A 13315-nucleotide genomic window follows, 5' to 3' on the forward strand; every position below is an offset into this window, starting at 1 on the left:
ATGAAGATAGCAAAAAGTTTATTATTGTTGGCGGTGTTATCCTTTGCTCTGAATATTGGAGCGACGGGAAAGCATACCTTTGAAGTGAAGGACGGTAATTTTGTATATGATTCCAAACCGATAAGAATTATATCGGGTGAGATGAACTATTCCCGTATCCCGAAAGAATATTGGCGGCATCGGCTTAAAATGGCTAAGGCCATGGGACTGAACGCTGTAGCTACTTATGTATTCTGGAATTATCATAATACAGCACCCGGAGTATGGGATTTTAAAACAGAGAACAGAGATCTTGCCACTTATATAAAGACTGCACAAGAAGAGGGCTTGATGGTAATATTGCGTCCGGGACCTTATGTGTGTGCCGAATGGGAATTCGGAGGATATCCGTGGTGGTTGCCCAAGGAAAAAGAATTGGTTATCCGTACCAATAACCAGCCGTTCCTCGATTCGTGTAAAGTATATATTCAGAAATTGGCTGAGCAGGTGAGACCGTTACAAATAACGAATGGCGGCCCAATCATAATGGTGCAGGTGGAAAATGAATTCGGCTCGTATGTCTCTCAACGTAAAGATATACCTATGGAAGAGCATAAGAAATACAACAGTGCGATAAAGAAGATGCTCGAAGATGCCGGATTTAATGTCCCGTTTTTTACCTCGGACGGTTCTTGGGTATTTGAAGGCGGCAGCATTGAGGGCGCACTTCCTACGGCTAATGGAGAGGGGAATGTAGAGACTTTGAAAAAAGTAGTGAATCAGTATCACGGGAATAAAGGACCTTATATGGTTGCTGAGTTTTATACAGGGTGGATAGACCACTGGAAAGAAAAATTTAATAAGAGAACGGCCGATAATTTGATAGCCCAGACAAAGAAGTATTTGGATAATGATGTGAATATCAATTTCTTTATGATACATGGTGGTACAAATTTCGGATTTACTTCTGGAGCGAATTATAATAAGAAAAAAGATATACAACCTGATATTACCAGTTATGATTACGATGCTCCTGTAAGCGAAGCGGGTTGGGCTACGCCGAAATATATCGCTATGCGTGATTATCTGAAAACAAAAGTCGATTATAAAGTTCCAGAAATACCTGCACGGATACCGGTTATAACTATTCCTGAGATACGGTTGCAACCATCTGTCTCGGTTGAGGGAATAAAAGAGATGGTGGAACCGGTCGAAGGCCAGGTTCCTATGACATTTGAAGAATTGAATCAGGGATATGGCTATGTGTTATATTCCCGTCACTTCAATCAAGGTGTTGCCGGGGTATTATCGATAAAGGGATTGCGCGATTATGCTACTGTATATGTGGATGGACAGAAAGTCGGGGTATTGGATCGTTCGGACAATAATTATGAACTGGATATAGAAATACCTTTTAGCTCTACATTAGATATTTTGGTAGAAAACATGGGACGTATCAACTACGGTGCACAGATTACCGAGAATAATAAGGGAATCATATCGCCTGTGTATATCAATGATTACGAAATCGAAGGGGATTGGAAAATGTATAAATTACCGTTCGAGGCCCCGGTGGATATCCGGAAAAAAGCAATAACCGCTCAAGAAGGTGTGGCGACGGTCTACACCGGTGAGTTTGAATTGGAAAAGGCAGGTGATACATTTCTCGATATGAGCAAATGGGGTAAAGGTATTGTATTTGTAAATGGAAGAAATCTGGGACGATACTGGCATGTAGGTCCTCAGCAAACCCTATATTTACCGGGCTGCTGGTTAAAGAAAGGGAAGAATGAAATTCAGGTTTTTGAGCAACTGAATGATAATATCGACCCTAAAATATCAGGTATTGACACTCCGATATTGGAAAATTTGAAGATAGAAAATTCTGTTAATTAATGTAGATGGGAAAATCGCTATGTGTCTGTATTTTGCTTCTGTCAGTATGTAATTTACTGGCGGCAGAACCTGAAGGGTTTCGGTTGATGACATATAACATTCATCATGCAGAAGGCATGGACGGGAGGCTCGATTGCGAGCGTATTGCAAGAGTCCTTCTCTCCAAGTCTCCCTACTGTGTAGCTGTACAAGAAATAGATAGTGCAACGGCTCGGGTGGAGGGGTTGGATATTTTACAGAAAATAGCCGGGAACATGAAAATGTTTCCGGTATTTTCCGCTACAATGCCTTATTTGGGAGGAAAGTATGGAATCGGATTGTTATGTAAGGAAAAACCGATTGCAGTGCATCATGTGCCTCTACCGGGAAGGGAAGAGGTACGGATGTTGCTTATTGCGGAATTTGAGCGGTTCTGTATCGGGTGTACTCACTTTTCATTGACTCAGGAAGACCGAAAATTATCGGTAGAAAGAATAAGAGGCTCATTAAAGATATTTCAGAAACCGTTTTTCCTGATGGGAGATATGAATATGCAGCCCGATGATTCCGAAGCAGACTTGCTGAGCCGTGATTTCATTTGTCTGTCCGGATTGGATGTAAAGACGTTCCCGGCAGATTCCCCGACGGACTGTATCGATTATATCTGGGGAGATAAAAAATATAAAGATAAATATAACGTATTGGAAACAGAAGTGGTCATTGATACGGTAGTTTCTGACCATCGTCCGGTATATGTGAGGTTATCTGTAGAATAGATTATTCTTTTAATCTTATCAGAGCCTCGATATAATAATAATCGGCATAGCTTGCCGGACAATCGATATCCTGATTTTTAGGAAAACTACCGGTACTGTGGTCTAAGATAAAGAATTTGTTTTTTGGAGAAGAATAGGGTTGTCCCGACAAATGATTCAGTATCTGTCGGGCATAATTTTTATATTCCGGTTTGGCATAATGGCTCAATTCAATCAGGGCAGAAGCCGTAATTGCCGCGGCAGAAGCATCTTTAGGTACTTGTGTTGCGGTAAGCGGGATGTCATAGTCCCAGAAAGGAATTTTATCATCTATCTCTTGTTGTTTATGGATAATATATTCGGCGATGCGGATAGCTTGTTGCAGATATTTTTTATCGTGAGTATAACGATAGCAGGTTGTATAACCGTATAATCCCCAGGCTTGCCCTCTGGACCAAGCCGACTCATCGGCATATCCATGTTCCGTCTGTTTTATAGAGGGAATATAACAAGTCGTATCGTAATCAACAATGTTGTAACTGCTGAAATCCTCCCTAAATCCATTTTCTAAGGTTTTATCAGCGTGAGAAACCGCGATATGGTAAAACGTACTGTCCAGGGTAAACGAGGTTGCTTTAAATAGCAGTTCCAGGTTCATCATTTCATTTATCGACACCGGATATTGCCAATTTTTGAAATGTATCCAGTTTGCCGGACTCATATTGGGGGTAGAAAGGCAGCCGATATGGGGATTATAATATTGGGTTATATGCCGGGCAGCCTGTATGCAAATATCTTTATAAGCATTGTTCTGAGTAAGCCGGTATGCATTGCCAAAAGAAACATTGAATATAAGCCCGGTATTGTAGGTCTCGTATATATTAGGATTTGTCTTTATCAGTGCTTGCAATTGTTCTGCTGCGTTTTTCCATTCATTTTTTTGAAAATATTCGTACATCAGCCAGCAACATCCGGGAAAGAAACCTTTACTCCAGTCTGTCAGGTCGTTATCTTCACACCATATAATCTGATTGTCTTTGGTACTTTTAGGCAGTCTGTACCATTCTAATGCCAAAGACCGTAAAGGAGCCAATGTCTTTTCGGATTGTTGTAAATAATTGTTTCCGAATTGTACATTGTTTAATGGTTTATTGGAGCAAGACTCCAATAATGTTGCAATGATTATAATATATATTATAATAAAATCTTTCATGAAATAGAAGTTATGTTTTTGGATGAATAAAAGTAGGTACAATATCACGGATAAATGGTACACATTTGTTCAATTTGTATCCAAAATCTATTCAGCAGTATATTAATTGGAATAAAAAAACTCTTAATGCCTGTCATCCAAATTTTATTGGGGATAAATTGGGGCATTTTTTTCGAGGATATTTTTTTGTCTTTATCAGGCTATCTGACGAGAGAAAACGGGAAAAAAGGCCGAAAGAAAACACAAAAATGTCCTGATAATATTTCCTTTATTTGGAAAAATCAGACGGCAAGCTCTTAAAATGGTCTTTTCTAAATAAATTTAAAAAATGAAAATGAAGTAATATAAATAAAAAGATGTTTATATATTTGTATTATATAATACATCTATGTAGTTTATATGGTTTTGAGTTGGGAAATCATATTTACTTTTTACTGAATAAATATCTGAAATTGTAGTTTATATATAATTTGAATAAATCATTCTACAAATGAAGAACACAGCGCTTATATTATTATTGGTTGTTGTAACGCAGGACTTTTTTTCTCAAAATATCTCTTTTAATCATTTGACTACGGATGAAGGGCTTTCTCAGTTTTCTGTAAATACTTTATATCAGGATGAGAAGGGATTTATCTGGATAGGTACCCGGGAGGGGTTGAATTGCTATGACGGGGACGACATAAAAGTATATAAAAATCAGAAAGATGATTTGAATAGCTTGTTTAGTAATACCGTGCTCGAAATAACCGGGGATAAGAAAGGGCATTTATTTCTACGTTGTACGGATGGTATAGCTGAGTATGATATGAAAAATGATAAGTTTGTAACCCTTTTCAAAGCGGATACCCGTACGATTTACTATGATGGAGATTTATATGTAACGATAAATAATGAAATACAAGTTTACGATAAAGCTTCGCGTAAGTTTGTCTTATATTATGCTTTGCCGGAAGATGTCAAGACCATATATTGTTTACTACGTGATGCGCAAGGTAATTTGTGGGCCGGAGCATCGAACGGAGCATATAAGCTGACAAAGGACAAGCGGTTGTCCCGTCCGATAGAACAAGGGGAAATAATCAGTGTATACGAAGATTCCAAGTCTCGGATATGGATGGGAAGTTGGGAAAACGGATTGTTCCGTATTGCAGGAGATGAGCTTCATAATTTCAGAAATATTCCGGGCGATGCAAGCAGCATATCTTCTGATTTTGTCCGCTCTTGTTGTGAGGATAATGCCGGAGTGATGTGGATAGGAACATTCAATGGTCTGAACAAGTATGATGAGCAAAGCGGAAAATTTGTTTGCTATACTGCGGGAAACAATCCGGGAGATTTGACACATTCGTCTATCTGGTCTATTATCAAAGATCATCAGGGAACCTTATGGTTAGGTACATATTTTGGAGGGGTAAATTATTTTAATCCTGAATATGAGATATTTACTCAATATAGGGCCACATTGCACGAACCTGAGGGGCTAAGCTCTTCTATAATCGGGAAGATGGTAGAAGATAAGAATCATAACTTGTGGATATGTACCGAAGGGGGAGGGGTAAATCTTCTCAATAGAAAGGCAGGTACTTTTAAATGGTACAAGCATTCCAATACACGAAACAGCATATCACATGACAATGTCAAGGCTATTTATTATGATAAGGTTCATAATGTCATGTGGCTGGGGACACATTTGGGCGGGCTCAACCGGCTCGACCTTTCTACAGGGCTATTTACAGTGTATAGAAGTAGGGAGAAGGATATCGAGTCTCTTCCTTCGGATATTGTCAGAGATATAGTACCTTATCGAGAATCTCTTATTGTTGCAACTCAGAACGGGGTCTGCATGTTTCATCCTGAGACGGGGAAGTGTGAGAGAATGTTTACAAAGCATGAATATGGCTCGCGTATCAAAATTGTTGCAGATGTATTTATCGATTATCAAGAGACGTTATGGCTTGCTGTTACCGGAGAAGGTGTTTTTGCTTATGATTTTGAGACCCAAGAATTACGCAATTATAAGCACGATGACAATAATCCCCGCAGTATAAGCAATAATAATATAAATTGTATCGTTCAAGACCATTACAGTAATTTATGGTTTGCCACGTCGGGTAGTGGACTTGACTTATATCACTATCAGACCGATGATTTCGAAAATTTCGATTCCAAAAATAATGGTCTTTCGAGTGATTGCATTTATGAAATTGTAGAGTCAAAATATGGAAAGTTGCTGTTGACGACTAATTTGGGATTTTCTCAGTTCGATAATGTTACTCGTACATTCTCTAATTTTAATAAAGAAAACGGGTTCCCTTTGTCAGCGACAAATGAGGGTGCTTTGTATCAAACGGAAGACGGGGAAATTTTCTTGGGTGGAGTTCAGGGAATGGTTTCGTTCTATGAAAAGAATTTGAAGTTTACTCCGAAACCGTATCATATAGTATTCACGCGTCTGGTAGTAAATGGTAAAGCGGTACAAGTTGGTGACGAAAGTGGTATCTTGAAGACAACTTTGGGCAATTCTTCTGAAATTGTACTGGAACACAATCATAGTGTATTTAATATAGAGTATGCAATCTCCAATTATCTTCCGGCGAATAATGACCAGGTGATTTATCGGCTTGAGGGGTTTTCTGACGATTGGACTGATGCCGGGAAACAACATATTATTACATATACCAACTTGAATCCCGGAACGTATACCTTGGTAATGAAAGTGAAAGATGGGCAGGAGGAAAATGCTCCGGAAGTTCGCTTGCAGATTAAAGTTTTGCCTCCTTTTTATAAGACGATTTATGCCTATATATTGTATGTTGCCTTGGCCGGAGCATTGGCATATTACCTGATAAGGATGTATAAGGAACGGATAAAATTGCATGAGTCCTTGAAATATGAACAAAAACATAGTCAGGATATCGAGAATATGAACCAGTCCAAGTTACGGTTCTTTACCAATATTTCTCATGAAATCAGAACACCTTTGACTATCATTATCGGACATGTGGAAATGCTGATGCAGTTGCAATCGTTTACTCCGGTTGTTTATCAAAAAATATTGGGTATATACAGGAGTAGTATACAGTTGCGCAATTTGGTGACCGAATTGCTCGACTTTCGCAAGCAAGAGCAGGGGCATATGAAAATAAAGGTGTGCCGTATGAATTTGGTGAATTTCCTGTACGAGAATTATTTGATATTTCTGGAATATGCCAGTGAACATAATATAAATATAGAGTTTAGAAAATCAGAAGATGTGTTGGATGTATGGTTTGATCCCCGTCAAATGCAGAAGGTCGTTAATAATTTGGTTTCTAATGCTATAAAATATACAAAGAGTGGAGATTCCATTATACTAAAAGTCTATCGTCGGGACGAGACGGCAGTTATAGAAGTAGAGGATACCGGCATAGGCATCGAAGCGAAAGACTTGAAACGGATTTTTGACCGATTTTACCAGACAGAGAATGTAGAGTCGCTTGCTAAATCTATCTCCGGGACAGGTATTGGCCTGGCTTTGACAAAAGGTATCATCGAACTGCATCATGGAACTATCGAGGTTCGAAGTGAGTTGGGGAAAGGTACAACTTTTGAAATTACCTTGAAATTAGGAAATGCACATTTTGAGCCCGAGCAGATATCCGAGACTCAGCCTGAATTGCATTATGAAAAACTTCCCGAGCCGGTGTTGCTTCCTCAGCCTGAGATACTGGAAGAACAAATTTCTCATAAAATAAATGATGCCCGTATATTGATTGTCGAAGATAATGAATCGTTACGGGAAATGCTGCTTCATGTTTTTGAACCTTATTATACAGTTTTGTGTGCATCTGACGGCGAGGAAGGGTGGAATCTGGTATTGACGGAAATGCCTGATATCGTGCTGAGCGATATTATGATGCCTAAGATGTCGGGGACTGATTTGTGCAAGCGAATAAAATCGGACTTTAATACTTGCCATATTCCAGTAGTATTGTTGACGGCGAGGACAGCGATTGAGCATACTCTCGAAGGATTGAGAATTGGAGCCGACGATTATATAACGAAGCCTTTCAACATAAATATCTTGATATCCAGATGTAATAATTTAGTGAATAGTCGGATTATTCTTCAGCAGAAATTTAGCAAAGAGCCTCAATCGGACTTGAAGATTCTGGCAACGAATGATTTGGATAAGAAAATGTTGGAAAAAGTCATGCAAGTTATTGACGAGCATTTGGATGACCCTGAATTTAATATCAACCAGTTTGCCCGGGAAATGGGCATCGCCCGTACTAATTTCTTTGCAAAGATAAAAGCATTGACCGGACAGACGCCAAATGATTTTATATTGACTATTCGAATTAAAAAAGCTGCTGTAATGTTGCGGAATAATCCGGAACTGAATATCACGGAAATATCGTACCGAGTAGGATTCAATACATTGAAATATTTTAGTAAGTGCTTCAAAGACTTATATAACGTAAGCCCTATGGCATATCGACGAGGTGGTTCGGGGGTATCGGACAAGGAGTTATAGATAAATAGGTAACGTTATTGTGCAATTTGTATTTGTGAATTATTCCCTAATAATTCTTTTTTTACCTCAATAATTCATATAGGACTGTCGGTACTAAAAAAGGAGTTTTCTGAACAATATTATCCTGTTGTTATTTTGTATAGACTCTACTTTTGGAGTAATTAGTTAACACTAAAATCTTGATAATTATGAGAAAGACAAATTTACTCCTTTTGTTATTCCTGTTTATAGCCGGGCAACTGTTTGCAGGAATTATTTATGTGAAACCCGGAGAAGAATCTTCTGCCTGGGAAGGCAAGAAAAATGTTTATACATCAATAGCGGAAGCATACGCTGCCTCTAAAAATATGGATGAGATTTGGGTGTCGGCCGGTACATATCAGCTAGAGGCGACTATTGCATTGGCATCGAAGACAGTAAGTTTTTACGGTGGATTTGTAGGCACGGAATCGATGGCGGCTGAAAGGGCTTTAAAACCGAATGGCAATCCTTGGGATTTTGTAAATGAGACCATTATCGAACCTGGGGCATCATTTCCTTCCGGAAAACGTTTGATAGAATCTAACAGTAGTATGGGCCAATATGCTATAGATGGCTTTATCTTCCAGAAAAATAATAATTCTGTAGCACAAGTTCGCAATGGAGGAGCTATAAGAAACTGCATATTCAGAAATAATACCGGAAACCAACTGGTTCGTATGTGGGGAAATTGCTCATTGGAAAACTCATATGTGCATGACAATACGGTAAATGTCGATGGTGCAGTGTGGGGCGGAGGTAATAGCGCCACTCAAAAAGCGAAAATCCTGAATGTACGTATAGAAAATAATGTATATGGCACGGGTAATACGGGCTGTGCCGTTTTTTGTTATGGAAATGTCGCTGCTGTAAATTGTGTTATTTCGGGAACGAATGCCGGTGCTGACAAGAGAGGCTCTGCCATTTATGTCGGTGGGGCAGGCGGTGAATTTATCCAGATCTTGGTTTATAATAATAACGGTATTCCGGTTTATTGTGCCAAACCGGCAAATTTTATCAATTGTACGTTGGTGAATAACGATGCTTCCGCAGGATTGATGACTCTTAACGGCATCTCAAGCGTGTATAATTGTGTGATGATAGGTAATGGGGAAAAAGCCATTGACGGGTCTGTATCGACCAGTAAAATCGCGAATTTGGCTGCTGATTTTGAAATTCCGGCATCTGTAGAAAAAGCATATCCGATGACTTTTGATGAAGTGAAATTCATCGCTCCTACCTCTTTTAAGGGGGTTCCTGAAAATATTACGGAAGAACAAAAGACGGAATTGGCAAATGCTGACTGGAGAGTGACGGACGAATCGGCTATTATCAATTTGGGAAAGAAAAGTTATTTCCCATTGGATGAATACGAGGTAGACTTGGCTGGAAATGACAGGGTATTGAATACGAACATCGATTTAGGTGTGTATGAAACAGCGTCAGAGAAAGCCCCTGTCTATCCGGAAGAAGGGGATAAACCAAAACCTGAAGGGAAATACCGTTATGTGAAAGAAAGTGAGGAGTCGACCGCTTGGTCGAATATGGGATTGCCTGAGGCAAATATATTTACCTCTTTGGCAGAAGCGATAGCTTCTGTAGAGGATGGTGCGGGTGAGATATGGATAGCTAAAGGTACTTATAAAATGAGCGCTACTTTGGACTTGATACAAGGTGTAAATATATATGGTGGATTTGCAGGAACAGAGACAGACATAGAACAACGAGAAAAAGGCGAATCGGGTTATCTTTGGGATTTTGTGAATGAGACGATTATAGAACCGGCTGCGGACTTTTCCGGAACTCGTTTGATAAATCAGGCAGGAACCAGTGGAAGTGTGGCTACTATTGTAGATGGAATTACGGTGCAAAATTCGACTAAGGGTTCTGCTTTTGGCATTGCGACAGCTACGACTGTACAAAATTGCATATTCCGGAACAATGTGGGAACGGAAGCCGGTATAGCTGCCACCTTATATAGTCGTGCAATCTTGAAAGATTCTTATGTATATAATAATAAATCGGATAATGGAGCGGTATATACCGGAGGAACAAATGCTTCTAATATTGCTAAAGTCCTGAATGTCCGTTTCGAGGGAAATACATATAACACGAAGATAGAAAATGGTGTGGGATTGAGAGCAAATCAATATTCGAATATTCAAGCGTGTGAGTTTTACAACAATTCTTCGAAAAAGGATACCGACATGGGGCGTGGTTCGGCTATATATTCTCATACGGCAACCAATGAATTTTATCATTGTCTTATTTATAACAATGACGGACTCCCTGTTTTCTTGAACGGAGGTAAATTCCTGAATGCGACAATTGCCAATAACCGTTGCAATGAAGCTATTTATCTGGCCGGTACCGATAGGGAAAATGTGGTTGCCAATTGTTTGGTGATAGGTAACCGGACCATCGAAGACAAACCGGCTAAAGCTGTGGATATAGCTTCTGCCGAGAATACAGGAAATACGGTAGCCAGTCTGGGTACCGACTATGAATGGGAAACCACTCCTTCTTATATAAAGAACTCGTATACTTTGACGGCAAATGAAGTAAAATTTGTAGCTCCTACTGATTTTGTAGGTATCTCTACTACCGATGAGCAGAAGGCGATGTTCAGTGCCGAGGGATGGAAAGTCGAAGGCACATCGGAAATCATAGATAAGGGTGATAATAGTTTCTGGAGTGACGCTGCTCCCATGTTTGACTTTGATGGTAATAACCGTTTCCAAGACGGTGCTATCGATTTGGGAGTTTATGAAACTAAAAAAGATGTCTCTGTAAGTATAGAAAATAATGAAATGAATGCTTGTGATATCTACGCTGTAGAAGGTGGTATTATCGTTGATTGCATGACAAATGCGATAATGGAGATATATAACGTTGCCGGACAAGTGATTGAGAGTGTGAATATCGAGGAAGGTCAGAACAGATATAATTTGGCTTCAGGAATATACATTATCCATTTGAAAGTAGCAGATGGTATTGTGGTACGTAAAGTTTTGGTTCAATAAATAATAATAAACAAAAATAGGATATGGGAATGGTGAAAATTTCCATATCCTTCTCTAAAAATTTAAGATAAGAAGATTATGAAAAAGTTATTTACATCAGTTGTTGCATTATTGTTTTATGCAGGAGCAAATGCCGGAGTTATATATGTATCCGGTTCAGGAGATGATGGTAAGAGCGGAGCTTCTTGGGGTGATGCGATGAAATCTATAGTTGCTGCAATGAATAAAGCAAATTCCGGTGACCAAATATGGGTTGCAGCCGGTATATATGAGACAGATCAAACTATAAATTATAAAGAAGGTGTCAGCCTTTATGGTGGTTTTTCAGGAAACGAAACATCGGTCGACCAAAGAGAACGCGCAAATGCTGCTGCAGAACCGTGGAAGTTCTCGCACGAGACTATAATACGTGCCGTAAATGGTAGTGCGACATCGTTACGTTTGTTTGACCGGGTAGATAAAGATGCTATCTGGTCGGCAGAAGCTCTTTTCGACGGAATTGTGGTAGATGGGCATAAGACATCCAACGGGCGTGTGGGGTATTTCAAGGAAAAGGTAACTTTACAAAACTGTATTTTCCGGAATTGCAGTGCTGCTTCCGGAGGTTCTATTACCTATTTCGAAGATGGCGGAAAGGTCCTTTATTGCCTTTATGAAAATAATGCGACTGTTGCATCTATCGATTTGAGAAATAACAAAGTAGGAGAAAACCGTGATCGTATTTATGTAGAAGGTTGCTTGTTGCAAAACAATCTCTATACTCCGATAAAGGCCCAAACTTCTAACACCTCAGATGAAGAAGGTGACGAAACGATTTTGATAAAGAAAACAACAATTCGGAACAATAGTTATGAAATAACAGGTACTACCCAGAATGGAGATGCCGGTGCTATTTGTGTGCATAATTCTTGGAATAATCGTTGGAGTGTTATAGAGGATTGTGTTATAGAAGGAAATAAGATTAAAGGCTGGGGTGGTGCTGCTGTTTTTGTAAAAGGAGGTTCTCCTGTGTTGATAAACAGATGTATCGTCCGCAATAATGAATATCGCCGTTCGGAAAGTACTTGGAGAACGACCGGAGGTACCATGCATGATATGGGAGGTGGAGCTATTGTCGCCAACTGTCTGATAACGAACAATGGAGGTGATGATAATTCAGTGTATGCTACACTTGGAGTATATATGAATAATACCATATCTCATAATGAAGGTCCGGTTACCTTGGAAAATGGCCCGACGATGATAAATAATATTATCGATCAAGACGTAGCCCGTACCGGTACGGCAGAAGTATATACCTATTTCAATGGTGTCGCTGCCGAAAATGAATTGTTTACAACTGCAGATGATAATGTCGTTATTTCTGATTTCGGATTTAAATCACCGACTTCATTTATCGGTTTAGCGACAGACGATACCAAAAAAGGCGAATTGCAACAAGCAGACTGGTCATTGAGTGAATCGTCTATGGCTAAGGGCAAAGGAAATGTAGATATAATTATCGATTCGTTCGATGAGACTGTTTATGCGAAAGTTTCGAATGATTTGGCAGGGAACGCTCGTCCTTCGTCCGGAGAAATCAATTTAGGAGCTTATCAGGAAGATGCTGGAGTATCAGGTATAGATGATAGTAAGGTCGAAGGTCAAGCAAATGTATATGTTGCCGGAAATAAAGTAGTTGTAATGACGTCATCAACAGGGACCCTTGAAGTATACACCATATCGGGTATTTGTGTTCAGGAAGCCTTGCTTGAGACAGGAGAAAATACATTTGATATACCAGCACAAGGCATATATCTGGTACGAGTAAGTGACAATACCGGTATGACTGTCCGTAAAGTTATCGTCAAGTAAAAAGAGATAAAATAAGTATTTGGTGTAAAATGTTCTGCTGTAACAGATTAAGGGGATGTATTCCTTACCTGTTACAGTA

Annotated in this window: 6 protein-coding genes; 5 read left to right on the forward strand and 1 reads right to left on the reverse strand. The window is 39.4% G+C overall.

Going from position 1 to position 13315, the window contains the following annotated elements:
- Together Cop2CBH44_RS12865 and Cop2CBH44_RS12870 are read left to right on the forward strand one after the other, a co-directional pair.
- Entirely contained in the window at positions 1–1875 is a 1875-nt protein-coding gene (locus Cop2CBH44_RS12865) for a glycoside hydrolase family 35 protein (protein ID WP_021930265.1), read from the forward strand.
- Positions 1876–1880: 5 nt separating this feature from the next.
- Positions 1881–2630 (forward strand): endonuclease/exonuclease/phosphatase family protein, encoded by a 750-nt coding sequence (locus tag Cop2CBH44_RS12870; RefSeq protein ID WP_021930264.1) that lies wholly within the window; start codon positions 1881–1883, stop codon positions 2628–2630.
- 1 nt (position 2631) lies between these two features.
- On the opposite strand, the gene Cop2CBH44_RS12875 is transcribed toward Cop2CBH44_RS12870, so the two are convergent.
- Positions 2632–3822, reverse strand: coding sequence for a glycoside hydrolase family 88 protein (locus Cop2CBH44_RS12875; protein ID WP_021930263.1), 1191 nt, complete (start codon positions 3820–3822; stop codon positions 2632–2634).
- A gap of 490 nt (positions 3823–4312) precedes the next feature.
- On the opposite strand from Cop2CBH44_RS12875, the gene Cop2CBH44_RS12880 reads away from it, so the two are divergent.
- The 3 genes from Cop2CBH44_RS12880 to Cop2CBH44_RS12890 all read left to right on the forward strand — a co-directional run bounded on the left by Cop2CBH44_RS12880 (position 4313) and on the right by Cop2CBH44_RS12890 (position 13236).
- On the forward strand, positions 4313–8341 hold the full coding sequence (locus Cop2CBH44_RS12880) for a hybrid sensor histidine kinase/response regulator transcription factor (RefSeq protein ID WP_021930261.1): 4029 nt from the start codon (positions 4313–4315) through the stop codon (positions 8339–8341).
- Between the two features lie 188 nt (positions 8342–8529).
- A complete protein-coding gene (locus Cop2CBH44_RS12885; protein ID WP_200754952.1) occupies positions 8530–11382 on the forward strand; it encodes a T9SS type A sorting domain-containing protein in 2853 nt (950 codons plus the stop codon).
- A 78-nt stretch (positions 11383–11460) separates the two neighbouring features.
- A complete protein-coding gene (locus Cop2CBH44_RS12890) occupies positions 11461–13236 on the forward strand; it encodes a right-handed parallel beta-helix repeat-containing protein (protein ID WP_200754953.1) in 1776 nt (591 codons plus the stop codon).
- The last annotated feature ends 79 nt before the right edge of the window (positions 13237–13315 follow it).

This window comes from Coprobacter secundus subsp. similis (assembly GCF_015097275.1).
In the GTDB taxonomy this organism is placed as follows: Bacteria; Bacteroidota; Bacteroidia; order Bacteroidales; family Coprobacteraceae; genus Coprobacter; species Coprobacter secundus.